Origin of the sequence: Thermotoga sp. RQ7, from assembly GCF_000832145.1 — a bacterium.
Classification (GTDB): Bacteria; Thermotogota; Thermotogae; order Thermotogales; family Thermotogaceae; genus Thermotoga; species Thermotoga neapolitana.
In genome coordinates this window covers 13,183-37,207 of sequence record NZ_CP007633.1, presented here as the reverse complement: position 1 = coordinate 37,207, position 24,025 = coordinate 13,183, and the positions used below count along the sequence as shown (strand labels likewise).

Genomic DNA, 24,025 nt, shown 5'->3' with positions numbered 1-24,025 from the left:
GTTTCATCCCCCTTCCTTCAGAAATTTCTTCCAGATTTCGAGGGATAGAACCGGATCTACTGCGTTTACTTTTGAAAGAAACTCTATTTGATGATTGTAGTCCATAAATTTGAGGATTTCCACGATCCTTTCCAGTCCAACACTTCCTTCGTTCAAAAGTTCAACAAGCCTGTTGTAATTGATGTAACTTACGATTTGATCGTCGATCACAAGTTTCTTTTCACCGTGCACTTCTCTGTACGTGAGAAGGCCTTTGAAGTTCTTCCAGTCTGACACGATCTCTTTCCAGACGGGGGCACTGTCTCTTCCGCCAAGAAGATCCTTTCCATCCTTCACCAGGGCAGCTACGTACTCATCATCTCCTCCTATGAACCAGGCGTTGTTTTCTGCCGTTCCCGTCTTTCCTGCCACTGTCTTTCCCGGGATTCTTGCTCGAACACCCGTCCCTCTTTCCACGACTTCTTTCATGATCCACTTCATGATCTCGCTCGCTTCCTGTGGTGTTCTCACGAAAGATGGTACGATCGATACGACCTTTGGATACCCCCTGTAAACGACTCTCCCGTTTCGGTCCACTACTCTATCTATGATGTAGGGCTGAAGGACAACACCTCCGTTGAACACTGCCGAATACGCTTTCACCAGTTCTTCTGGGGACGTTTCAACGGTTCCCAGGGCGGCGGTGAGGTCGTCCGGATATCTGGATCTCAGTTTCAACGTTTCTGTGATGAAAGTTTTCGCGTTCTCCGGTTGAATATGAGAGTACAGCAGCACGGAAGGGATGTTTCTGGACTCCACGATGGCCTCCTCGAGACTGACCATCCCCCTGTATTTTTCATCGAAATTCTCCGGTTCCCAGTTTCCCACCCTGACAGGAAGGTCGATCAAAAGATTCGAAGGATTCATTCCTTTCAGGAGGGCGTAGTAGTAATACAGTGGTTTTATGGCGGATCCCACCTGTCTCCAGCCCGTTCCATATTCGATACCGATTCCCCGATAGGCCACTATCTCGCCCGTCTTCGTCTTCACGGCAACGAAGGCTGTCTTTTCGTCCTGGATGATGTTGAAGACCCGTTCCTGCAAATCTCTGTCCAGCGTGAGAAACACCTTGTAGCCGTGCCTCAGTTCGTTCAGATCAAAACCTGCCCTCTGGGCTTCCCTCACGATCCTCCAGAAAAGCTCCTCATCCACTGTGAGCCAGTGCACCTGGAATTTCAGTTCTGAGAGCTCTTCGACATATCTCTGGTACGTTTGTTGATCGATCTTTCCCTCCGAAAGCATCCTTTCAAGTACGATCTTTGCTCTTTTTTTGGAAACTTCTGGGTTCTTTTCGGGGTTGAAGTTTTCAGGAGACTTGATCAGAGCAACAAGGACGGCCATTTCTGGTTCGGAGAGTTCCCACAGGTTCTTCCCGAAGTAATAGAGTGCTGCTGTTTGAAATCCGTAGATTCCGTTTCCCATGTAAACAGAGTTTATGTACATCTCCAGGATTTCATCTTTTGTTCTCGTTCGTTCGAGCCAGAACGAGATGAAAATCTCCTTCAGTTTTCTGACGATGGATTTGTCCGTGGAAAGATAAAGAGTCCTTGCAAGTTGCTGGGTGAGAGTGCTTCCTCCCTGTGAAAAACTCAGGGTCTTTATATCCACCAGAATTGCCCTTATGAAACCCTTCAAATCGAACCCGGGATGCCTGTAGAAATCTTCGTCCTCAGAAGTCAAAAGAAGGTTTACGAAACTCTCCGGCACGTTCGAAAGATCTATCCAGACGTTTCTGGAAATGAAAAGTGGTGTTCCGTCACTGTAGAATACCCTGAAAGTCGGAACAAGCCTGCTTTCAGGCGGTGGTAGATCTTTCGTGAAAAGGAAGTAAAGCCCCCAGAGTGTTGAGAAGACAAAAGCGGCAGAGATCAAAAAAGACACAAAGAACTTCCTCATCGACTACCTCGCTCCAGATCGATCAGAAATCTCTTCCATTCAAGACCGGCACTGAACCCTCCTAACCCTCGTTTTGAAACTACCCGGTGACACGGTATGTAGAGGGGAAGAGGATTTTTCGCAAGGGCCTGTCCAACGGCTCGTGGAGAGGTGTTGAGTTTTTCTGCGATCTCTCTGTAGGTTCGTGTCTCACCGTATGGAATCTTTCTCACTTCTTCCCAAACCTTCTTTTGAAAGGAAGTTCCCCTGATTTCAACCGGGAAAGAAAACTCTTTTCTTTTGCCAGAAAAGTACTCTTCCAGTTCTTTCTTCACTTTCGGTGGGCAGTTTGATTCATCGCTTCCCAGTTTTATTTCGACCACCTTTCCGTTCTCAACACGAACGGAGATGTTTCCGGGAAGATCTTTCATGAAAAAATCACCACCTCCTGATAGAATTATAACAGGCTCGTTCGAGGAGGACTCCATGAATGGTGTGTATATTTGCGAACGGTCGCTACGATGAAAGAATCGATCTCTCGAAATGTGACAGGATTGTAGCCGTGGATGGTGGGGCGAACTTTTTGAGATCGAAAAACATCGTTCCCGACGTTTTCGTCGGGGATGCCGATTCGGTATCAGAAGAAACGATGGAGTGGCTGAAAAAACACGGTGTGATGATGAAACTGTTTCCAGAAGAAAAGGACGAAATAGACCTGGAACTTGCACTTCAACAGTTTGAAAGTGAAGAAAAGATTGTCTTCGGATGGCAGGGTGACCGCCTGGATATGATCCTTGCCCTCTTCTATTTGCTGAAACGTTTCAAAAACACCGTGCTTGAGTCGGAAAATCTAACGATTGGCTACGTGGAGGGAAAAAAGGTTCTTTTCGCCAGGCCAGGAGAAAAGTGGTCCATACTCCCACTCGGTGCTGATGCGGAAGGGGTGAGTCTCAGGGGATTCAAATATACCCTGGAAGATGCAAAAATGCCTGTTGTAAAGCCGTACGGCGTGAGCAACGAAGCGGTGTCCAGTGAGGTTGAGATAGAGGTTAAAAAAGGAGGTGTGATCTTCTTCAGATGGAAGAGAGAACCCTTGTGATACTGGGAGTAACGGGCTCCATAGGAACACAGACGCTTGATGTTTTGAGAAAGATAGAGGGCATTCGACTCGTGGGGATCTCCTTTCACACGAACGTGGAACTGGCAAAAAAGATTGTGAAAGAATTTCAAGTGGAAAACGTGGTAGTTACCGGTGATGTTTCTTTTGAGTGCAGTGCGAAGGTCTGGAAGGGGCCTCATGCGCTGGAGGATATGATGGAAGCGCTGAAGCCAGATATCACGATGGTGGCGGTTTCTGGTTTCAGCGGGTTGAGGGCCGTTCTGGCCGCTCTGGAGCACTCAAGAAGGGTCTGTCTTGCGAACAAGGAATCTCTCGTATGTGGGGGGTTCCTTGTGAAGAGGAAGTTGAAGGAAAAAGGTGTCGAACTGATTCCCGTGGATAGCGAACATAGTGCGATATTCCAGGTAATCGAACCGGATGTTCAGAAAATCGTTCTGACGGCATCGGGTGGTGCGCTCAGGGATTGGGATCTGGAAAAGATAGAGACTGCAACACCAAACGACGTGCTGAAACATCCCGTCTGGAGCATGGGGGCACGCATCACGGTGGATTCCGCCACTATGGTGAACAAGGCTTTTGAAGTTCTGGAAGCGATGGAACTCTTCGATCTTCCCTTCGAGAAGATAGATGTGAAAATACACAGAGAGGGACTGGTTCATGGAGTCGTTATACTGCCCGATGGGAATGTGAAGATGGTGATCTTTCCGCCTGACATGAGGATTCCCATAAGTTATTCTCTTCTCTATCCAGAGCGTGCTGCCCTTGGATCTTTTTCCCTCGAGACGATGAAAATCTCTTTCGATCCAGTAAACCCGGAAAGATACCCGGCTTTCTTTTTACTGAATCAGATAAAAGACTCCTACGCCCTCAGAACGGCCTTCAATGCAGCAGACGAAGTGGCAGTTGACGCGTTCTTGAAGGGTAAAATAAAGTTTGGAGGAATACACAGGGTCATAGAAAGAACTCTTGAGAGGATCGACGGATATCCGGAGCCGGAGAACCTGGAAGAAGTGGAACAGATCCACGATGAAGCGCGAAAAATCGCAGAAAGGGTGACAGAATGGTTGTCATCTATTTCATCCTGATACTCACCGGTGTGATCATGGTTCACGAACTTGGACACTACCTTTTTGCAAGAATTTTCAAAGTGAAGGTCCTGGAGTTTGCTCTGGGATTTGGACCCAGAGTTTTCTCTGTGAAAGGAAAGGAAACCACCTTCAGGTTCAACGTCTTCCCGATAGGTGGATACGTGAGGATGCTGGGCGAAGAAGGAGAGGAGGTAGTGGAAGAAAGAGAAAAGAGTTTCTACGCCAAACCAGCGTGGCAGAGACTTCTGATAACCCTGGCAGGTCCTCTTTTTTCCATCGTTGCAGGATATGTTCTTTTTCTTCCCATAACGCTCCACTGGGGAATTGCCCTACCGGGTGTGGGAGAGGTCCTTCCGAACAGCCCCGCAGAAGAGGCAGGGCTCTTGGGAGGAGATATCATATACTCTGTGAACGGAAGGATCGCCTTCGATACCGCTATCATATCCGAGGAGATCCAGAAAGGACTTCCCGTGGAACTGGTGGTCGTCAGAGACGGAAAGAAAGTGCCGATTCGAATCGTGCCCAGGATGTACCCTGAAACCTACGAAATCGTTCTGGAAAGTGCCGAGGGAAGACCAGAAGGGAAACTCGTTTCAGTCAACGGAAATCCGGACATCTCCATCCTGAAGGACTACGTGAACGAGTACGTCACTTTGGGGTTCGAAGGTGGCACGGTCAAAGGCATCCTGAAACAGTTCAACGAGATACCAAAGCGATACATGATCGGTATCTCCTTTGCGGGTCTTGCTCCCATCTTCAAGGAAGATTTCTCTGTTTTCCAGCGGGGAGACAGAATCGTTGAGGTCGAGGGCCAAAAGATAGACAACTGGCAGGATTTGATAGTACTCTATCAGAGGTTGACCCTTGGTGATAGGGTTTTGATGCTGAGTGTTCAGGGAGAAAATGTTGAGTGGTGGAGAGGGCTTTCAGGTACGGTAGATGTGACGGTGGAAAGGGCAGGAAAGTTGATCAAAGTGCAGATCGACACTAGTTCTTTGAAGACGGTTTTGGAAACCCCCGGTGTTCTAGAAAACGAGGTGCCGCGCTACAGACCTGAAAATTTTGTGGAAACTGTGAGCCTTTCGGTGAAAGCATGTAACTACGTACTCTGGGCAACGGCCTCTTCTTTGAAGAACTTTTTCCGAAACGTTCAGACGGGTCAGATAGTCGGTGTGGTGGGGCTTGCGGGAGTGATCGGACAGGCTTCTAAGAGCGGTATGGAGGCCATACTCACCGTTGTAGCCATCATAACGATCAGCCTGGGAGTTCTGAATCTTCTTCCGCTTCCCGCACTCGATGGTGGCAGGATCGTTTTCTCACTCGTGGAGATGGTGACCAGAAAGAGACTGGATCCACAGATTGAAAACATCATTCACTTTATTGGTTTCATACTCCTCATGGTTCTTTTCCTTTACATCACGTTCCTCGACATAGGAAGGTTGATGGGAATATGAGAAGGTCCGTCAGGGTTGGAAGGGTGACGATAGGTGGAGGAGCCCCGGTGAGTGTACAGTCGATGACCACAACGAAGACATCGGATGTGGAAAGAACCGTGCTTCAGATAAAGCGACTCGAAGAAGCGGGATGCGAAATCGTGCGCGTGGCCGTCCAGGATGAAGAGGATGCAAAGGCGATCAGGAAAATAAAAGAGAAAGTTTCCATTCCCGTGGTGGCGGATATACAGTTTGATTACAAGCTTGCGATCCTTTCCGTGAAAAACGGTGCGGACAAAATAAGAATAAATCCGGGGAACATGAGCAAAGAACGTTTGAGGGATGTGGTCAGTGTAGCGAAGGAGTACGGTGTACCCATCCGCGTTGGGGCGAACGTTGGGTCACTGAAACACAGGACATCAGAAAGATGGAAGGACCTGGCAGAGTCTGCTCTCGAAGAAGTGAGGGCCCTCGAAATGGAAGGTTTCTACGATATCGTCGTGTCCGTGAAGAGTTCGAACGTTCTTGAGACGATAAGAGCAAACGAGTATATTGCCGAAAGAGTGGATTATCCCATACACCTCGGTGTGACGGAAGCGGGGGTTGCGGAAACCGCTGTTGTGAAGTCTTCGATTGCCATTGGTTATCTTCTGCTGAAGGGAATCGGAGACACGATAAGGGTATCGATAGCCGGAGATCCCGTCCGAGAGGTGATCGTGGGGAAGAAAATCCTGATATCCCTCGGACTGAGAGAGGGCCTGGAAGTGATAGCGTGTCCCACATGTGGAAGGGCCGAGATAGACGTTGAAGAACTGGCACAAAAAGTTGAAAGCAGCCTTTTTCACATCAACAGGAACCTGAAGGTGGCGGTTATGGGATGTGTTGTGAACGGTATCGGTGAGGGAAAGGATGCCGATCTGGGTGTGGCGGGTTTGAAGGATGGTGCGGTGATATTCGTGAAAGGGAAGATAATGGAAAAAGTTCCGAAGGAGAGGGTCATCGATCGCCTGAGGTTTTACATAGATGAACTCTTGAAGGAGGTGGATTGAATGAACATCAAAAAATGGATCACACACGACTTTCCCGTTGTGGAAGAGACGGCAACCGTCGGTGAGTGTCTTCGCAAGATGAGACAGTACCAGACGAACGAGTGTGTGGTAAAAGACAGTGAAGGACATCTCAAGGGAGTTGTGAACAGAGAAGATTTGATAGATCTGGAAATGGACTCTCCCATTTCTGATAGGATCTCTCTTCCGGAGTTCTTCATCCACGAGAACGATAGCATCACCCACGCCCTTCTTCTGTTTCTGGAACATCAGGAGCCATATCTTCCTGTGGTCGATGAGGAGCTCAGGGTTGTGGGAGCGGTGAGTCTTCACGATTTTCTCGAAGCACTGGTGGAAGCGCTCGCCATGGATGTGCCCGGAATCCGTTTTTCTGTGACTCTGGAGGACAGACCCGGTGAGTTGAAAAAACTCGTAGACGCACTCTCAAGCGGTAAAATAAACATCCTGTCGATTCTCACAGCCAGAGAGCTCGACGGAAAAAGAGAGGTCGTTGTGAAAGTAGATACGGAGGATGAAAAACTGCTTCGTGATCTTCTGAGAATGGTCGGAATAGAAGTGGAAAGCATGGAGAAAGAAGAGGGATTCTGAGAATGGAGATGCTACTTGGAATCGTTCAGGGACTGACCGAATTTTTACCAGTTTCGAGTTCGGGCCATTTGGTTCTCTTTTCCCACGTTTTCAAGATGGATCTCAACGCTTATCAAACAGCGATATTGCATCTTGGAACGCTCGCTGCCGTTGTCGTTTTCGCCCTTGAAGGTATAAGAAGGAGTTTGAGAAACTGGAGGGTGATTCTCAACCTTGTGATCTCCACGATACCGGCCGGTGTCTTCGGTGTTCTTTTCGAAAGTCGTGTTGACGAAGCATTTTCTTCCCCTGCTGTTCTTCCACTCTTCTTTTCCTTCACGGCGCTCGTACTTTTGTTCACCAGATCGTTCTCCGGTGAGAAGAGGATGGAAGAGATGACCATACTGGATGCCACGCTGGTGGGCCTGGCACAGGTACTGGCTCTTTTTCCCGGTGTCTCGAGGAGTGGAATCACCATAGCGACGCTCCTCTTTTTGAAGTACAGAAGAGAAGATGCCCTCCAGTACTCTTTTTTGATGTCCATACCGGTTGTCCTGGGGGCGGGTATCCTGGGAATGGAGAAAGAAAACATCTCACTGACAGCACCTTTTTTTGCTTTCTTATCTGGAATTTTAGCGCTCTACATACTCTCAAGAAGTGTCAGGTCCGGTAAGATGTGGCAGTTCGCTTACTACTGTCTTTTTGTGGCGATCGTGAGCTATTTTGTGGGGTGATGTGAATGAAGATGGAAATCCTTCTCACAGGCGGTAGTGTCTTTGTGCCGGAGAGACTGAACGCTCATTTCTCCACCGTAGTCTATCTGGAACACGAAAGCAGAAAGATCCTGATAGATCCGGGAAACCTTCCTTCGATAGATGAACTGGAAAAGAGGTTTTCAGAAATCGGTGTTTCACCCGAAGAAATTACAGACATTTTTTTCACTCATTTGCACCTGGATCACATTTTCAACTCCATCTTTTTCGAAAACGCGACTTTCTATGTACACGAAAGCTACGCAACAAAGAATTATCGATCCTTTGGTCCTCTTCTTGGAAGACTTTACTCTCAGGTGATATCTTCCTGGAAGAGGATCGTTCCGTTGAAAGGGAGCGAAGTTCTCATGGATGGAAAGATGAAGGTTTTTCACACTCCCTGGCACGCCAGAGAACACCTCTCTTTCCTTCTTTACACGGAAAACATGGGGAGGGTACTTGTGACGGGAGATGTGATACCTAACAGGCTTAGTTACTATGATATAATCAAAGGGTACGAAGAAGGTCATGCGAAGAGGTTCCTCTCCGATGTGGGAGACGTTGATCTTCTGGTGTTTCCACACGATGCACCACTGAAACCGGAGGTGAAAAGATGAGAGTGGTCTTTGTTTCATACGAGGTGTTTCCGTTTGCAAAGGTGGGAGGTCTGGCAGACGTTGCCGGAACGCTCCCAAAGTACCTGGAAAAGCAGGGAGTAGAGGTTTTTATAGTGATGCCAAAGCACAGATTGGTTGAAAAGAACGCGGAAAAATTCGACTACGATCTCAAAAAGGTGGCCAGTGATATTTCCGCCTCCTATGTGAAAACAAGCGAAAAATTCGATATATATGAGTCCACACTTCCTGGAAGCAACGTGAAGACCTACTTCGTGGCGAACGAGTACTACTTTTCGGCCGACGATGTTTACGCTGGTCCTGATCTCGGAGAGCAGTCGATATTCTTCTCTGCTGCCACGCTGGATCTGGTGAAACACCTCGACCTCAAGCCCGATGTCATCCACGTGAACGACTGGCAGACAGCGCTCATCCCCGTTTACCTGAAGACCCTTTACAGGGACGATCCGTACTTCTCCAAAACCGCAACAGTTCTCACCATACACAACCTTGGTTATCAGGGTGTATTCGATCCAAAGTACCTTTCTTTCTCTGGTCTCCCAGATTACGTATTTTCCATCGATGGTCTTGAGTTTTATGGTCAGCTGAACTTCCTGAAGGGCGGGATTGTATTCAGCGATGTGATAAACACGGTGAGCCCAACCTACGCTGAGGAGATTCAAACGGAAGAGTACGGTGAAAAACTGGATGGAGTTCTGAGGATGCGATCAAAAGATCTATATGGAATCCTGAACGGGATAGATTACGAACTCTACAATCCCGCAACAGATAGGCGAATCTACGTCAACTACGATGTGAATCACCTGGAACTCAAATGGGAAAACAAGGTGAAACTTCAGGAAGAACTGAAACTTCCTGTGAAAAAAGAAACTGCCGTGGCAGGTCTCATCAGCAGACTCGTCCCACAGAAGGGGCTCGACCTTCTGCTCGACATCATGGACTATCTCACGCTCTTTGATCTTCAGATCGTTGTTCTGGGAACGGGTGATGAATACTACGAAAGCGCTCTGAGAAAGTTCCAGGAAAAGTATCCAGATAAGGTTTCAGTGAACATAAAGTTCGACGTGGATTTGGCACAGAAGATATACGCCGGCTCTGATATATTCCTCATGCCCAGCAAGTACGAACCGTGTGGCCTTGGACAGATGTTCAGCATGAGATACGGAACAGTTCCCGTTGTAAGGTACACCGGTGGGCTTGCGGATACGGTGAAGGAATACGATCCTCAAACCATGGAAGGAACCGGGTTTGGTTTCAAACCCTTTGATTCTTCATATTTTTTGAAGGCCATCTCTCGAGCGCTGCATTTTTACTACAGAGAGAAAGAACACTGGAAGAGGATCATGACGAACGCTATGAACACAGATCTCTCATGGGACAGATCAGCAAAGGAGTACGTGGAACTTTACAAAAAAGCCCTTGCCAAAGTTGGAAAGTGAGGGGGAGAAGAGATGGCTGAGTTCAGAAAGGATCCCATAATAAAGAGATGGGTCATAATAGCCACCGAGAGGGCAAAAAGGCCCAACGATTTTGTGAGAACAAAGGTTGAAGAGGTTCAGGAAGGATTCTGTCCGTTCGACTATGGAAACGAGCACACCACGCCTCCCGAGATCTTCGCTTTCAGACCGGCCGACACAGAACCGAACACGCCCGGATGGTGGGTTCGGGTCGTTCCAAACAAGTTTCCGGCAGTGGACCCAAACACCCCCCTGAGAAAGTATGGAAGAGGCATGTACGACGCCGCTATGGGTTTTGGATACCACGATGTTGTTGTGGAAACACCCGATCACAACTCTCACCTGGCCGTCATGGAGTACAAGAACGTGGAGGAAGTGATCTGGGCCTACAAGATAAGATACGAACAGCTCATGAAGGACGAGAGGATAAGATACATTCTGATCTTCAAAAACCACGGAAAAGATGCAGGAGCCTCTCTCAGCCATCCCCACAGTCAGATAATTGCCCTTCCCATCATGCCAAAGAGGGTTCAGGAAGAACTTGAAGGATCCAAAGAGTACTTCGAGTACAAGGAAAGGTGTCCTTTCTGTGACATCATCGATGAGGAGAAAAAGGAAAGAGAAAGGATCGTTGAGGAGAATGACCACTTCATAGCTATAGAACCGTTCGCTTCAAGGTTTCCGTTTGAAACATGGATCCTTCCCAAACGACACATGAACAGCTTCCACATGATATCGGAAGAGGAAGTAACCTCTCTTTCAAAGATTCTGAAAAACGTCCTGTATCGAATCTACTCGGCTTTGGACAATCCTCCGTACAATCTCCTCATACACACGGCTCCAACGAACCTGGAGGGAAAGGACTATTACCACTGGCACATCGAGATATTTCCAAGGCTGACGAAAGTGGCAGGATTCGAATGGGGAACAGGTTTCTACATAAACACCGTTCCACCGGAAGATGCCGCAAAATATCTGAGAGAAGTAACAATAGAGTAAGTTTGAAATGTTCGGAACCTTTGTGATAAAATGCAAGTTAGAGAACCCGTGAGTAAGGAGGAATGGTAGAATGGAAGTTTTGAAAGTCAGTTCAAACTCGAATCCGAACAAAGTGGCTGGTGCGATCGCTGGTTCTCTTTCCAAGAGCGACAGGGTTGAGATTCAGGCGATTGGCGCGGGGGCTGTGAACCAGGCAGTGAAGGCACTGGCAGTTGCCAGAAGGTTCCTGGAGGAGTCTGGTAAGGACCTCTTCGTCGTGCCGGGGTTCATCGAAATCAAGATAGGGGACGATGTGAGAACGGGTATATCTTTCAAGGTCTTTTTAGAGAACAGCAAGAATGAGGGATGAAACCCGAGGTCCAGCAAATTCTGAATGCCATGAAGGATGATCCAAGGATCAAAGCCATCGTTCTTCAAATCATCAGAATGTCTTCTGAAGAAAGAGAAAGCTTCAGGAAAAAGGTCACTTACTACTTCATGAACAAAAACTCGGAAGTCGATATCGAAGCCTTTAAGTTCTTCAAAGTAGTTCTGGAAAACATCGAAGAACTTTCTGAAGCTATTGAACAGGAATGAATATGTAGCGTTTCGATCTTTCTGTTTCAACTTCGAACACCATGAGATCTTTCGAAGAACCTTCTTCTACGTCGACGAAAAGTTCTCTGTTCACGACGAACAATTTCCCAGACGGAACGTTCCTGTAGTATCCAACAAAACCGATGCGTTTGAATTGCTTTCCTTTCAATTCCATCAGGAGCACTTTCAGTGCTCCTTCTATTTTTTTCCTGTCAACACGTGTTTCTCTCTTTAATGTCATTCTCCTCAGAACAGACAGGTCTGGCTTTGAGAAAACAGGCGGTGTGTTAGAAGAAACCGAATGAACCCGGGCATGGAAAGAGAGGCTTTCTGAGTGAACTGAGGTTTTCAGTGATATTTCATCGAAAAGCTGTGCACCAATGGTTGAAATTTCCAAGTTTCCAGATCGAAGAGAGATCTCAGCAGTTGGGAAACAGTTTTCGACCCGTATCATCTCGTTTTCAAGCTTTTCCTCGTGAACCTGTGGTTCTCTTTTCAGCGAAAAAACGTTCACTTGACTCTGGAAGATTTCTTCGATCACAGAAGGAGGAAAAAGATCCACCTCTATACCGCTCACCTTTGGACCTTTCAGTTCTAGAATGAACCCTTCCAGCCATCTTTTGAAAAAGTAGATCACTCGCCTGAACATACGTACTCCAGCGCCCTGTCCAGTCTTTGAAATGGTTCAAGAACATCGAAAGCTTCCAAAAGTTTCAGCAGTTTTTCCAGACGATCGTCCGAGAGTTTCCCTATGACTTTGAGTGCCTTCCCTTTGAATGGAAGAATCGCCTCCTCCTCAGAAGCTCGAACTGGCTCTTCCACTCTTTCGTTTCTCTCAACAAGGAGCACCAGTCTCTCATCCGCCTCCAGAAGTTCGGGATCGCGAACGAATATGAAATCTGGATTTTTCTCCATCTTTTTCAGCAATGTTCTGGCTATGAGTTCTGTCTTCAAATAGACCTCGAGAGAGCCACCGTACAGTATCCTTTGGAGTTCGTTTGGAACCACAGGTTCGGTGTACTTGAACTCCTGTGGAATACCCCGTTCGTCGACAACAAGGAGCCCTCCCACGAATTTTCCACCCAGTTTCTTTGAATCCAGATAAGCGGTCGTCATGTTCTCACATCCATGAACAGTCCCTTGTTTTCTTCTCTTAGACTGACCTGTTTTTTTCTCTGGATCCTGAGATTGTAAGAAGAACGATTTTCATTCCTTCCTTTTCCCTCCGTCGAAGTTCTCACTTCGACACCTTCTGCGAAAACACTTCTTTTCACCATGCTTTGTTCTCTGTTGAACTGCTGCACCAGATGCTGTCCAGCTATTTGTTGTGTCAGTGCCTGCTGATTCAAAGTCTGAGAGATGCTCTGGGTGGACTCTACACCTTTGACAACAAAACCCTGGAAGTCAACTGGTCTGATCATCGCCCATCACTTCCCTTTTTATTTTCAAGAGGGCAAGGCTCACGATCTGAGAAACCCTGGACTCGGAAACACCCAGAACGCGTGCTATTTCTTTCAGGGAAAGCTCTTTTTCAAACCTCAGTGAGAGGACGAGTTTTTCTTTCTCGGACAACTTCTCAATCGCTTTTTTTATTTTCTCTTTTAAGATCTCCCGGTACGCTGTTTCATCTGGTCCTTCTGTTTTCAACGCTAACTCTTCATCGAAGGCATCTATCATGAGAATCTGTCTTCTCATCATCTCGTTTTTGGCGCGAATCACTTCTTTCAGTTCCAACCCGGTTTTCCTGGCCAGTTCCTCGTCCGAAGGGAACTCTTCACTCTCGTGTATCGCTTTCTCCACAAGTTTCACATTTTTTCTCAGATTTCTTGGCATCCAGTCTATCCTTCTCAGGTAGTCATACATTGCCCCCTTCACTCTTTTTATTACGAATGTTGTAAAACTCGCTTTGGACGGATCGTACCTTTCAAAAGCAGAGAGTGCTGCAAGGATTCCTTCCTGAATGAGGTCTTCTACCTCCACGTTCGGTGGAAGGGTCTGCACCAGATCTTCGGCTATTCGTTTTATAACAGGAAGCAAACTCTTTATTGCCCTTTCTTTATCCCACACTAGATTTCCTTTATTTCTAATCGTTCACCACCACCCACCTTCCTCACAAGAAGCTTTCCAGTGGCTATGTTGTACTCGACACTCCTTGCCCTGTTACCACCGGTGTCTTCTGCCACAAGTTTTATTCCGTGTTCTTTCAGGTGTCTTTTCACCGCTTCTACGTTTCGCTGACCTATGTTCATTCCTTTGGATTCGAACATGCTGGCTCCACCGGCAATTTTTGCCTCCATTCTTTCTCTCTTTGCCCCAAGTGCCTCAAGCTCTTTCACCAGCGTTTCAATTGCCGTGTCTGCGTACTTTCCGGGTTTGTCGGTCTTTCCTCCGCTGTCCGGAAGCATTACATGGGCCATACCACCAACACCTGCAACGGGATCTCTCATGCACACGGCAACACACGATCCCAGTCCCAGGGTCACGATCACCCCCGGGTTTTTCATAACGGCGTATTCTCCAATACCTATTACCTTTTTCATTCCTGAACACCCATCCTTTCGAAGATCTTTTTCAGGTATCCTGGCTTCGGCACCAGCATCAGATATGAGGTCAGCGGTTCCTCTCCCTCCACGGTGAGAGATGTCTCGACGAACACCACCTGATCATCGACGCTCTCTCCTAGCTCCTCGATCGAAACTTCTGCAAATATCGCAGAAATCATGTCCACCACAAGTTGAGGTGGAAGCGTGTCTATCTTGAATCCCAAAAAGTCTGCAAGAGCCGAAACGTAGGTACCACACATGATGTTTCCCACTTCCTGAAGCGCCGAAGCAGCAAACTCATCGAGCTGTAGTAAATTTTCAGGTGCGTGTCCTATGAGTATCTCCAGGATCTTTTTCACCACCTGCGTTCCCATTATGAGGAGGACGTTACCTTCTATCTCTCCTGTCACGGGCATCTTCACACCCGCAACGATTTCTTCTGGATCTTTCGCCACGAATATCACGTCGCTGAGGGGGATTATCTCCACCGTTGGAACGGAAATCTCCACCTTCTTGTTCACCATGTAAGATATCGCCGTTGCAGCGTTTCCGGCTCCTATGTTTCCGATTTCTTTCAGAAGGTCCTTTTGTCTTTCGGAGATGTTCACTCGATATCTCCCCTTTCCTTGTTTCTCATTTCAATTTCCTTTCTGAAAACGAAAGTCACCAGTTTCTTTTCCAGAGAGGGAGAAACGTTCAAAAATTCCACTCCGTACATTCTCTCACCCGTTTCAAGAATTCCTGCTTCTCTTACGATCCGGGCAGGCTGATCCACCAGTTTCAGGTTTTCATCCAGATCCATCGTAACGTATATGATCTGTCCCACCGTTAAGATGTCGTTCACCACCATCAGCATACCACCTGCGCTGAAATCTCTCGTCACAAACCTCTTCAGTGGTTCATCTTTGGAGGAGACCCTGTAGAATCCCTCTAGAAAGATCTTTATCCTTTTGAATCTTCTTCTCTGTACCTTTCTCAACCTGTTTGGAAACAACACTTTGGTGATGGGAAAACCATCTTCGTCCCTACCACTTTCCAGTACAGCCGTTCTGAACGTGTATATCGCAGAACTGTCCACGATCTTCACTGTACATCGCGTTCCTCGCGGAAGAGGAACCAGTCTTCCCTTGAAACTCGGCATGGAGAGTACCAGAAGGTTTCTTTCGAAATCAACGTCGTGAACGCTACTTTTGTACTCACCTTCGAGATCCTCCGGATAGGAAACTTCCACAATGACACTCTGTCCGGGCCTTATCACATCAGAAGCCTTCACAAGTTCGGTGTAATACTGCATCGTATCACCCTATCCCAAGCATCTGTCTTATTTTGGTCAGGAAACCCTCTTTCCGAACAGGCTCTCTCAGGATCTTTTCTCTGAGCCCATATATCGCAAAAGACGGCTGGGACTTCCGGTGACGCTGAACGAACGGTTCCTGCGAGACCACACTCTTGTGAACCACGGGATCTTCTTTCACCACAAAGGAGTGTTTTATCGTGAAGCCAACGAATCTTTCGATCACCCTTTTCAGTCTGTCCACAGCGATTCTTCCTTCTCTCATGTTCTTTGCCATGTTCATGACAAGGAAAACTTCTTCTGGAGAGACTCCCTTGACGGACAGAATTTTCATCAGTGTGTAAGTGTTTATGATGGAAGTTGGCTCCGGTGTTGTCACAAGGATGAGGAAGTCAGACTGAAGGTAGAAACTGTCCAGGTTCTCGTTGTACCCCGGTGGAAAATCTACTATCAGATAATCGTATTTTTTGAGAAGTCTGGAGAAGCAATCGAAGAAACGCCTCCGATCGCTCAGATTGAAAAGGAGAAGGTCCTCCATGTCGATTCCAAAACTGAGAACATCCACACCGTATTTTGTGCTGAAAACGATGTCCTCGATCTTCATATCGGATTTGAAAAAATCTTTCAGTGTCTTGGGCGCCATGAAACCAAGAAGAATTTCAACGCTTCCAAATCCCACATCTGCGTCCAGCAAAAGCACATTCGCTCCTGTTTCTTTCAGCGCCAGGGCAAGGTTGACCGCTATTACGGATTTCCCCACACCGCCTTTTCCGCTGAGAACACTCACTATCTTCGGTTCACTTTTCCTGAGATGTTCCGCCTGATCCGGCACAGCTTAACACCTCACTGGTCACGATCCTTGCAAGTTCCACGGAATTTGCTTCGAAGATGTCGTCTGGCACTCTCTGGCCGTTTGTTACAAAGGCGATTGGAATGTCTGTGATTTCTGAGATGTTCACAAAAGTACCATAAACGGATGTTTCGTCCATCTTCGTGAGGATGAGATGTGTGGGTCTCACCACAGAGAATTTCTCCAGAATTTTCTTCATGTCGTCCAGTTTGTAGTTCATGGCGACGACCAGAAACGTGATGTTTGGTTTCACAGCCTCTGCCAGAGCTTTGACCTCGCTCATTTGAAGATCGTTCTGATGGCTCCTTCCCGCGGTGTCGATGAGAAGAACGTCGTAATCCTTCAGTGCCATCATTTCGTATTCTGCTTCCTTTGGTGTGTATGCGATCTTCATGGGAATATCCATTATCTCCGCGTACGTCTTCAACTGTTCGGCTGCGGCTATTCTGTAGGTGTCCAGTGTGAGTATCGCCACACGCTTTTTCTCTTCTATCTTGAACCTTGCAGCAAGCTTTGCAAGTGTTGTTGTCTTACCAACTCCAGTTGTTCCAACAAAGAGAACCTTTACATTCTCAAAGTCCGGTACTTTCGTTCTTATGATGTTGGAAAACTGCTCAGAGAGAATTTTGAAGGCTTCTTTTGAGCCGGGATCCAGATCACCGTACTTCATCTTCAAAAACTCCACTATTTTGTATCTGATTTCCGGTATTATCTCCTGTTTTTCCATACCGTAGGAGATCTTCGACAGCCCTTCTGGAAGGGTCTGGCTCTTCTCTTTCACAAGGATTTGTTTGATTTCACTTATGGTTCTCTTTATCTCGTCGAACTCGTCCTTAATATTATCGTCCAGGCTTCGTCTGTTCTTTATCAGGATCTCCTGAAGTCTGTAAGTAGAAGCGTTTTCTACCTTCTTTTCCTCTTCTTTTTCTTCCACGGCGGCGGTTATCTCGAAGTACGTCTTTCCTCCTATTCCGAAGAATCCACCTTTTTTTATCCTACGAGAGCTCAGGATAACGGCGTTATCCCCAAGTTCTCTTTTTATCATCATCATCGCTTCTCTGATGCTCTCGGCGAGGTATTTTTTTATTTTCACAGTTTCACCACGCCTTCAATCTGGAGGGTGTAATCGTCCGGTATTTCATCGTAGGAGATCACAAAAACACCTGGGACACTCCTTGCTATGTATCTGGAAAGGTACGACCTGATGCTGGAAGAACAGACTACAACCGGCTGATACCCCTTTTTCATCAGATCACTCAGGGCAGCAGATATCCTGTTCATGAGTTCTCGTGACACTTCTGGATTCAGAAGGAGTTCTCTTTCTTCCCCCACTTCCTTTATCGATTCGGCGAGTTTCTGCTCCAGTTCCCTTTCGAGGACTACCGCGTGTATTTTACCGTCATCGGAGCGCACCTGAGAAGCGATCTGCCTTTTCAGAGCCTTTCTCACACTTTCCACCAGGAAATCTATGTCCTTGCTCTTTTCTGCGCTTTCCAAAAGTGTTTCGAAAATGGTCGGAAGGTTCCGGATGGAAACACCTTCCTTCAGGAGTCTCTGCAAAACCTTTTTCACCTCAGCTGGTTTCATAACGTCCGGTATGAGATCTTCAACCAGTTTCGGGAACTTCTCTTTCAGACCTTCAACAAGGAGTTCGAACTCCTTGACTCCGAGCAGTTCATCGGCGTGTCTTCTCAGCACTTCAGAAAGGTGTGTGGCGAAGACGGTGGGAGGATCCACCACGGTGTAACCCTTCTGCTGGGCTTCTTCTTTTCTCCACTCTTCTATCCAGTACGCCTCAAGGTTGAAGGCGGGTTCCCTGGTTGGTATGCCGGGTATTTTCTCCTCAGCGGTTCCAGGATTTATTGCGAGGAGCCTGTTTGGAATCAGCTCATAACGAGCAACCTCACTTCCCCTTATCTTTATGGAATACTCGTTTGGTTTCAGAAGGACACTGTCTCTCACCCGGATGGGAGATACCACAAGACCCAATTCGAAGGCAAGCTGTTTTCTTATGGATGTGATCCTGTCGAGGAGGTCACCGCCCTGGGATGGATCGGCGAGGGGAATCAGACCGTATCCGATCTCCACCTCAACGGTGTCGCTCTGTATCACCTCAGCCACCTCTTCAGGGGTTGACAGTACAGGACCACTCGGTCTTTCCGCGGGCGATGGACCTGCGAGTTCTTCCTGAGGAACGGCCCTTGAGGCATAGACCGCAAGCAGGATCAAAGCCCCTCCCAGAAGAGCACTGAAAAACGGAATGGGAGTGAAAAGTCCCAGAAAGATCAAAACACCGCCTGTGAGGATGATGACCTTCGTTTCGCGAGAAAGTTCCGACACCAGGTCTTTTCCGAGATTCTCCTTCGATGCTGCCCTGGACACGATGATACCGGTTGCAGTGGAAACCAGCAAAGCGGGTATCTGGGCGGAAAGTCCGTCTCCCACCGTGAGGATCACGTATTCCTGTGCCGCTTCCCCAAGACTCATACCGTGCCTCAAAACACCGATGAGAAGCCCACCAACTATGTTGATGAAAACGATTATGATACTCGCTATGGCATCCCCTCTCACGAACTTACTGGCACCATCCATAGCACCGTAGAAATCCGCTTCTCTTCTTATCTCCTCTCGCCTTTTCCTTGCTTCCTCTTCTGTGATCAGGCCGCTGTTCAGATCCGCGTCCACACTCATCTGTTTTCCTGGCATGGCATCGAGGGTAAACCTTGCCGCTACTTCCGCTATCCTCTCGGCACCCCTTGTGATGACCACAAACTGGATGATGACCAGTATCAAGAACACTATCAATCCCACAACGTAATCTCCCCTGACCACAAAATCCCCAAAGGTTCTTATGACCCTTCCCTGAAACTGTGGACCTTCCAGAAGGATGAGCCTCGTTGAAGCCACGTTGAGTCCCAGCCTGAAGAGTGTTACCACAAGAAGCAAAGTCGGGAATGAAGAAAGTTCCAGTGCGCTTCTTATGTACATCGTGGAAAAAAGTATTATCATCGAGAGGGTTAAGTTGAGAATCTGAAAGAAATCCAGCATTCTATCTGGAATTGGAAGTACCATCAGAAGCACGATGGCCACTATCATCAGAGAGACCACGATATCGACGTTTTTCAAATTCTCACCCCTTTTCTCGTGTAAACGTAAACGAGTACTTCTGCCACTATCCTGTAGAATTCCACCGGTATCTCCTCACCTATCTCCACCCTGTAATACAGCGTTCGGGCAAGAGAAGGGTTTCTCACGATTGCAACACCGTTTTCCCTTGCGATCTCGATGATCTTCAGGGCCAGATGGTCCACACCCTTCGCCACCACGGTTGGTGCGTTCATCGTGTCGGGATCGTACTTCAGGGCTACGGCAAAATGCGTTGGGTTGGTGATCACAACGTCGGCCTTGGGGACCTCCTCCATCATTCTCCTTCGTAGGATATCATACATCATCTGCCTTTGCCTTCGCTTCACCTCAGGGTTTCCTTCGACTTCCTTGAACTCGTCCTTCACTTCCTGTTTTGTCATTCGAATGCTTTTTTCGTAATCCCATCTCTGATAGGCATAATCGAACACGGCCAGTGCAAGAAGGGCTATGCCACTCTTCAGAGAAACTTCAGATGCCACATCCCAGAGGTTCAGAAAGGCATCTTCCAGTTCCATGTCACTCAAAAGAACCATCTCGTACCAGCGATCTTTCAGTACCTGATAAACGACAACACCGATGACCACCACTTTCATAACGGCCTTCAAAAGTTCGACCACTGATCTCAGAGAAAACAGTCTTTTGAACCCTTCCACCGGATTTATCCTGTTCAGATCGGGTCTGAGGGTTTTGAACGCAAGAAGAAACCTCGTCTGAATCGCCCCCACCAGAATTCCAGCGGCCATGGTGAAGAGCATAAGGGCTCCGATCATCAAAAGAATATCTTTAAAATATCCAAGAGCGCTCAGAAGATCTTCTGTTTCTTCGAGGGAAAGAAAGGCACTGACATCCCGGGCGATGCTTGCGATCCCCTGTGGTCCGAATATCTTCAAGACAACGGCGAATATGAGGAAGGTGATAGCCATGTTGAGTTCTCTTGAGACGGGAACTCGACCTTCCTCTCTTACTCTCCTTCTCTTCCTTGGAGTGGCGCGCTCTGTTCGTTCGGCTTCAGCGAACAGTAGAGGAACTATTTCCCAAGAAGCTCTTGAATAGCGTTCCAGACAAGATTTGAGATACTCTGAGCCATGTCCGCCCATATCGGCAACATCCCCGCTATCAGAACGAAACCTATCATCACCTTCAACGGCAGTCCAACCATGAAAACGTTCATCTGTGGAATGAGTCTGGAGACGATTCCCAGTACGATGCTGACGATGAACATAAACGCGATGATGGGAATTCCGATCTTCAGGATCATCACGAAGAATTCATCAGACCTTTGCACGATGTAGGAGAAAAAATCTTCTTTTAAATTAACAAGGTTCACGGGAAACACTTCTAAAGAATCCTTCAGACCCTCGAAGATCAGAAGAGGTCCTTTTATGAGCACAAAAACTGTCAGACCCAGAAGGTATATCAATTCCCCTGTAGGGTTCGTCTGCTCTTCTCCGAACGCGAGCACTTCCTCCATACCAAATCCCATCTGAAAACCAAAGATGTAACCTGCTCCGTTGAATGCCTGAAGGAAAAGATACACGATGAACCCAAGGCTGAATCCCACGAGAAAGTTAAACAACAGGTTCAGTGTTAAGGTGAGAACGGGCGTATCGAGTGGCAAACTCATGTTCGACGAGTAAAGGGTCAACCAGCTCGTAAAGAGCGCAAGGAAAACCTTCACGACAACCGGAAATGCCCTTTCAGAAAAGAAAGGGGCGATCACAAAAAAGCCTGTAAATCTTGTGAACAAGCACATCCACGCAAGGAACTTTTCCTCCAAAAAGGCAAAAATCTGATCCAAGGTTACACCCCGAGGATCTTCTTTATGTTCTCCTCAAAAGGTGGTTTGATGACACCCTTTTCCGTTATGATCGCTGTTATCAGAGAGTTTTCTGTGACATCGAAGGCCGGATTCAGAACCTTCACCCCTTCAGGAGCGATCCTGTTTCCTCCACAGTGGGTTACCTCTTCTGCCCTCCTCTCCTCTATTGGTATTTCGTCACCGCTTTTTATCGTAGGGTCTATCGTAGATATCGGAGCCGCCACGTAGAAGGGAACGTTGTTTCTTTTCGCCAGAACGGCAAGGGAGTAAGTTCCTATCTTGTTTGCGGTGTCTCCGTTCAGAGCGATTCTGTCGGCTCCCACGACCACAGCGTCTATCATTCCTCTTTTCATAAGCCATCCTGCCATGTTGTCCGTTATGACGTAGACCTCTATACCGTCTTTCATGAGCTCCCAGGCGGTGAGCCTTGCCCCCTGAAGGTAGGGACGCGTCTCGTCGGCGAACACCCTCACACGTTTTCCCGCCTCCACGGCGGCTCTTATCACCCCGAGGGCCGTGCCGTAATCCACCGTCGCAAGCGCACCTGCGTTACAGTGAGTGAGAATTGTCGAACCATCCTCTATGAGTTCTGCTCCGTTTCTGCCGATCGCCCTGTTCGTCTCTATGTCCTCCTGTGCCATTTTCATGGCTTCTTCTTCGAGGATTTCACCAAGGTTTTCGTTTTTCAGGTTTTCAAGAAAGACTTTTTCCATCCTGTTCAGGGCCCAGAACAGGTTCACGGCCGTGGGCCTGGTTCGAGATAAAACTTCCTTGACCTGTTTCATCCATTCCTTCAGATCTCCTGAACGGTACTCTCTGAAACCCAGAACGTATCCGAAGGCAGCCGTGACACCTATGGCAGGTGCTCCTCTGACGATCATCTCCTTTATCGCGTGTGCGACCTCTTCGTGTGTTTTGCATTCTACGTACTCCTCGATGAAGGGAAGTTTCCTCTGGTCCAGCAGCCTCAAGGAGTTTCCTGTCCATTCCATCGTCTTTGTCTTTAACTTCATTCCCCGCTCCCTCCAAGTTTTATTTCTATATGACTGTTCTTCTTGAACTCTTCGAACGTTTTGTTGAACCAGTCGTTCCAGATCTGTGCTTTTTTCTCCGAGAGCAGTTTGTTGATGATTTCCTCTTTCACCTCTTCGAACTTTTTGTAAGAGGAAGCCCTCTTTTCTACAACTTTGTAGAGCATAAAACCACCCTTCGATTCGAACGGACCGAGTATGGCACCCTCCGGCGCTTCAAAGATGACACTCTCCAAATCCTTTTCAAGTTCTCCTTCTTCGATCCAGCCCAGGTCTCCTCCTGTTGCCACCTTTGTTGCGACCTCAAGGAAATCCTCTCCCTTTCTGATCCTTGAGAGGGCCTCATCGATTTTTCCTTTTTCTTCGGCGGAGATCCTGTAGAGATGAACGGCAGCCGGCACTCTGTACGCCTCTTTGTTCTGGTTGTAGTAATTCTGGGCTTCCTCAACCGTCACCGTTGCATCCTGGGTGATCTTTTCCTGAAGTCTCTGAAGCGAAAGCTGGGTTTTCAGGTGCCATTTGAGGCGCTTTTTGAACGTTTCAAGATCACCGTAACCTGCACTCTGAAGGAACTTATCCAGATCTTCAAGGGTTATCCCCATCGACTCCACCGTTTCTTTCAGTCTTTTTTCGACTTCTGCATTCACCTCTTCATCTGTTACACCGACCCCCTCTTTTTCTGCAAGCTGCTGTATGAGGAGATCGTCTATCAGTGAATTCAAAACTTCCATTTTGTATTTCAAAAGGAGTCTCAATCCCTCCTCGGTTCCTGTGAGAACGTTGAAGAATCTCATATCGATCTGTGCGATGCTTTTGAGAATACCGTTTATATCCGCTTCGAGTTCGAGAAGATCCGAAGTGATCGGCTGGCCGTTGACGATGGCAACCACCGTGCTCGATGTGGTCGTTGCCTGCGAAAAGAAAGTGGCCGTTGTCACCAGAAGAATTACGAGGAAAACCTTTTTCATTCCTCATCTCCTCCTTTCGCCCTGTTCCAGTATTCGTCCAGTTCTCTCAAAGACAGTTCCTCCAGCACCAGTCCATCCCTTTCTATCATCTCCTCCATCCTCCTGAACCTCTCCACGAACTTTCTGGTGGCCTTTCTGAGGGCGGATTCGGGATCGATTCCGAGAAACCTGGACAGATTGACTATGGAGAACAGAAGATCGCCGAGTTCTTCCTCTGCTTCATCCGTGCTTCTGGCCTTTCTGAGTTCTTCAAGTTCCTCTTCTATCTTCTCGTACACCCCCTCGATGTTGTCCCAGTCGAATCCCACCTGTGCAGCGTTTTCCTGAATTCTTCTTGCCATGGAGAGGGCAGGAACGAGAGGGTTTATCTCTCCTACCCTCGATGATTTCTTCTTTCCTTTCTCCTGAGCCTTTATATCCTCCCATTGTTTGTAGGAATAACCGGAACTGTCTCCAAAGACGTGGGGATGACGTCTGATGAGCTTGGAATTCAGGTGTTCAACCACGTCGTCTATGGAGAAGGCATTTCTCTCTTTTGCTATCTGAGAGTGGAACACCACCTGGAGCAAAACATCTCCGAGTTCTTCTTTCATCGTTTCGTCATCTTTTTTATCGATCGCTTCGATCAGTTCGTAACACTCTTCGATGAGATAGGGTTTCAAACTCTCATGAGTTTGTTTTCTGTCCCACTCGCAACCCTCCGGGGAGCGAAGCTTCTCCATGATGGACACGAGTTCTTCGAAGAGTTTTCCCGTTTTTCCCATT

General features: G+C 47.6%; 28 protein-coding genes. 11 read left to right on the top strand and 17 right to left on the bottom strand.

Annotation, left to right across the window (positions count from 1 at the left end):
- Window positions 1-3: 3 nt before the first annotated feature.
- Both TRQ7_RS00205 and TRQ7_RS00200 read right to left on the bottom strand, forming a co-directional pair.
- A complete protein-coding gene (locus tag TRQ7_RS00205) occupies window positions 4-1,935 on the bottom strand; it encodes a transglycosylase domain-containing protein (protein ID WP_015920104.1) in 1,932 nt (643 codons plus the stop codon).
- Window positions 1,932-2,345, bottom strand: a complete 414-nt coding sequence (locus TRQ7_RS00200) for a methylated-DNA--[protein]-cysteine S-methyltransferase (RefSeq protein WP_038068001.1) — start codon at window positions 2,343-2,345, stop codon at window positions 1,932-1,934. Before TRQ7_RS00200 ends, TRQ7_RS00205 begins: the two co-directional genes overlap by 4 nt.
- A gap of 59 nt (window positions 2,346-2,404) precedes the next feature.
- Between TRQ7_RS00200 and TRQ7_RS00195 the strand changes: the two genes are divergently transcribed.
- The 11 genes from TRQ7_RS00195 to TRQ7_RS00145 all read left to right on the top strand — a co-directional run bounded on the left by TRQ7_RS00195 (window position 2,405) and on the right by TRQ7_RS00145 (window position 11,608).
- The gene (locus tag TRQ7_RS00195) at window positions 2,405-3,013 is read left to right on the top strand and encodes a thiamine diphosphokinase (protein ID WP_015920103.1); all 609 of its coding nucleotides are present in this window, start codon (window positions 2,405-2,407) and stop codon (window positions 3,011-3,013) included.
- The gene (gene dxr, locus TRQ7_RS00190) at window positions 2,992-4,119 is read left to right on the top strand and encodes a 1-deoxy-D-xylulose-5-phosphate reductoisomerase (protein WP_041843733.1); all 1,128 of its coding nucleotides are present in this window, start codon (window positions 2,992-2,994) and stop codon (window positions 4,117-4,119) included. Before TRQ7_RS00195 ends, dxr begins: the two co-directional genes overlap by 22 nt.
- Window positions 4,095-5,576, top strand: coding sequence for a site-2 protease family protein (locus TRQ7_RS00185; protein ID WP_041843732.1), 1,482 nt, complete (start codon window positions 4,095-4,097; stop codon window positions 5,574-5,576). Before dxr ends, TRQ7_RS00185 begins: the two co-directional genes overlap by 25 nt.
- The gene (gene ispG / locus TRQ7_RS00180) at window positions 5,573-6,604 is read left to right on the top strand and encodes a flavodoxin-dependent (E)-4-hydroxy-3-methylbut-2-enyl-diphosphate synthase (RefSeq protein ID WP_015920099.1); all 1,032 of its coding nucleotides are present in this window, start codon (window positions 5,573-5,575) and stop codon (window positions 6,602-6,604) included. Before TRQ7_RS00185 ends, ispG begins: the two co-directional genes overlap by 4 nt.
- Window positions 6,605-7,210, top strand: a complete 606-nt coding sequence (locus tag TRQ7_RS00175; RefSeq protein WP_041843731.1) for a CBS domain-containing protein — start codon at window positions 6,605-6,607, stop codon at window positions 7,208-7,210.
- A gap of 2 nt (window positions 7,211-7,212) precedes the next feature.
- The gene (locus tag TRQ7_RS00170; RefSeq protein WP_041843730.1) at window positions 7,213-7,923 is read left to right on the top strand and encodes an undecaprenyl-diphosphate phosphatase; all 711 of its coding nucleotides are present in this window, start codon (window positions 7,213-7,215) and stop codon (window positions 7,921-7,923) included.
- 5 nt (window positions 7,924-7,928) lie between these two features.
- Window positions 7,929-8,558, top strand: coding sequence for an MBL fold metallo-hydrolase (locus TRQ7_RS00165; RefSeq protein WP_041843729.1), 630 nt, complete (start codon window positions 7,929-7,931; stop codon window positions 8,556-8,558).
- Window positions 8,555-10,015 carry a glycogen/starch synthase gene (locus tag TRQ7_RS00160; RefSeq protein WP_041843728.1) on the top strand — a complete coding sequence of 487 codons (1,461 nt, stop codon included), beginning with the start codon at window positions 8,555-8,557 and terminating at the stop codon, window positions 10,013-10,015. Before TRQ7_RS00165 ends, TRQ7_RS00160 begins: the two co-directional genes overlap by 4 nt.
- A gap of 12 nt (window positions 10,016-10,027) precedes the next feature.
- Window positions 10,028-11,032, top strand: coding sequence for a galactose-1-phosphate uridylyltransferase (gene galT, locus TRQ7_RS00155; protein WP_015920093.1), 1,005 nt, complete (start codon window positions 10,028-10,030; stop codon window positions 11,030-11,032).
- A 70-nt stretch (window positions 11,033-11,102) separates the two neighbouring features.
- A complete protein-coding gene (locus TRQ7_RS00150; RefSeq protein ID WP_015920092.1) occupies window positions 11,103-11,381 on the top strand; it encodes a stage V sporulation protein S in 279 nt (92 codons plus the stop codon).
- The gene (locus TRQ7_RS00145) at window positions 11,378-11,608 is read left to right on the top strand and encodes a hypothetical protein (RefSeq protein WP_041843727.1); all 231 of its coding nucleotides are present in this window, start codon (window positions 11,378-11,380) and stop codon (window positions 11,606-11,608) included. The genes TRQ7_RS00150 and TRQ7_RS00145 overlap by 4 nt, the downstream gene beginning before the upstream one ends.
- Here the strand turns inward: TRQ7_RS00145 and TRQ7_RS00140 are convergent.
- Genes TRQ7_RS00140 through mazG form a run of 15 tightly spaced genes read right to left on the bottom strand, consistent with a single transcriptional unit; the run spans window position 11,592 to window position 24,024 of the window.
- Window positions 11,592-12,257 carry a hypothetical protein gene (locus TRQ7_RS00140; protein WP_041843726.1) on the bottom strand — a complete coding sequence of 222 codons (666 nt, stop codon included), beginning with the start codon at window positions 12,255-12,257 and terminating at the stop codon, window positions 11,592-11,594. The two genes, TRQ7_RS00145 and TRQ7_RS00140, sit on opposite strands and share 17 nt — an antisense overlap.
- Window positions 12,242-12,724, bottom strand: coding sequence for a hypothetical protein (locus TRQ7_RS00135; protein ID WP_041843725.1), 483 nt, complete (start codon window positions 12,722-12,724; stop codon window positions 12,242-12,244). The genes TRQ7_RS00140 and TRQ7_RS00135 overlap by 16 nt, the downstream gene beginning before the upstream one ends.
- The gene (locus TRQ7_RS00130) at window positions 12,721-13,029 is read right to left on the bottom strand and encodes a hypothetical protein (RefSeq protein ID WP_041843724.1); all 309 of its coding nucleotides are present in this window, start codon (window positions 13,027-13,029) and stop codon (window positions 12,721-12,723) included. The genes TRQ7_RS00135 and TRQ7_RS00130 overlap by 4 nt, the downstream gene beginning before the upstream one ends.
- A complete protein-coding gene (locus tag TRQ7_RS00125; protein WP_015920087.1) occupies window positions 13,013-13,675 on the bottom strand; it encodes a FliA/WhiG family RNA polymerase sigma factor in 663 nt (220 codons plus the stop codon). The genes TRQ7_RS00130 and TRQ7_RS00125 overlap by 17 nt, the downstream gene beginning before the upstream one ends.
- Window positions 13,675-14,148 (bottom strand): chemoreceptor glutamine deamidase/glutamate methylesterase CheD, encoded by a 474-nt coding sequence (gene cheD, locus TRQ7_RS00120; RefSeq protein WP_041843723.1) that lies wholly within the window; start codon window positions 14,146-14,148, stop codon window positions 13,675-13,677. The genes TRQ7_RS00125 and cheD overlap by 1 nt, the downstream gene beginning before the upstream one ends.
- Entirely contained in the window at window positions 14,145-14,759 is a 615-nt protein-coding gene (gene cheC / locus TRQ7_RS00115) for a CheY-P phosphatase CheC (protein ID WP_041843722.1), read from the bottom strand. Before cheC ends, cheD begins: the two co-directional genes overlap by 4 nt.
- Complete coding sequence (locus TRQ7_RS00110; RefSeq protein WP_015920084.1) at window positions 14,756-15,445, bottom strand: flagellar brake domain-containing protein; 690 nt, start codon at window positions 15,443-15,445, stop codon at window positions 14,756-14,758. Before TRQ7_RS00110 ends, cheC begins: the two co-directional genes overlap by 4 nt.
- Before the next feature lie 4 nt (window positions 15,446-15,449).
- Window positions 15,450-16,277 carry a MinD/ParA family protein gene (locus tag TRQ7_RS00105; protein WP_038067997.1) on the bottom strand — a complete coding sequence of 276 codons (828 nt, stop codon included), beginning with the start codon at window positions 16,275-16,277 and terminating at the stop codon, window positions 15,450-15,452.
- Window positions 16,243-17,388: a flagellar biosynthesis protein FlhF gene (gene flhF / locus TRQ7_RS00100; protein WP_041843721.1), complete on the bottom strand. Its 1,146-nt coding sequence runs from the start codon at window positions 17,386-17,388 to the stop codon at window positions 16,243-16,245. Before flhF ends, TRQ7_RS00105 begins: the two co-directional genes overlap by 35 nt.
- Entirely contained in the window at window positions 17,385-19,421 is a 2,037-nt protein-coding gene (gene flhA, locus TRQ7_RS00095) for a flagellar biosynthesis protein FlhA (protein ID WP_015920081.1), read from the bottom strand. The genes flhF and flhA overlap by 4 nt, the downstream gene beginning before the upstream one ends.
- Window positions 19,418-20,539, bottom strand: a complete 1,122-nt coding sequence (flhB, locus tag TRQ7_RS00090) for a flagellar biosynthesis protein FlhB (protein ID WP_038067995.1) — start codon at window positions 20,537-20,539, stop codon at window positions 19,418-19,420. Before flhB ends, flhA begins: the two co-directional genes overlap by 4 nt.
- The gene (fliR, locus tag TRQ7_RS00085; RefSeq protein ID WP_015920079.1) at window positions 20,470-21,240 is read right to left on the bottom strand and encodes a flagellar biosynthetic protein FliR; all 771 of its coding nucleotides are present in this window, start codon (window positions 21,238-21,240) and stop codon (window positions 20,470-20,472) included. Before fliR ends, flhB begins: the two co-directional genes overlap by 70 nt.
- Window positions 21,241-21,242: 2 nt before the next feature.
- The gene (gene mtnA / locus TRQ7_RS00080) at window positions 21,243-22,274 is read right to left on the bottom strand and encodes an S-methyl-5-thioribose-1-phosphate isomerase (RefSeq protein ID WP_015920078.1); all 1,032 of its coding nucleotides are present in this window, start codon (window positions 22,272-22,274) and stop codon (window positions 21,243-21,245) included.
- Window positions 22,271-23,260 carry a peptidyl-prolyl cis-trans isomerase gene (locus tag TRQ7_RS00075; RefSeq protein WP_015920077.1) on the bottom strand — a complete coding sequence of 330 codons (990 nt, stop codon included), beginning with the start codon at window positions 23,258-23,260 and terminating at the stop codon, window positions 22,271-22,273. The genes mtnA and TRQ7_RS00075 overlap by 4 nt, the downstream gene beginning before the upstream one ends.
- The gene (gene mazG / locus TRQ7_RS00070) at window positions 23,257-24,024 is read right to left on the bottom strand and encodes a nucleoside triphosphate pyrophosphohydrolase (protein WP_041843720.1); all 768 of its coding nucleotides are present in this window, start codon (window positions 24,022-24,024) and stop codon (window positions 23,257-23,259) included. The genes TRQ7_RS00075 and mazG overlap by 4 nt, the downstream gene beginning before the upstream one ends.
- Between the last annotated feature and the right edge of the window lies 1 nt (window position 24,025).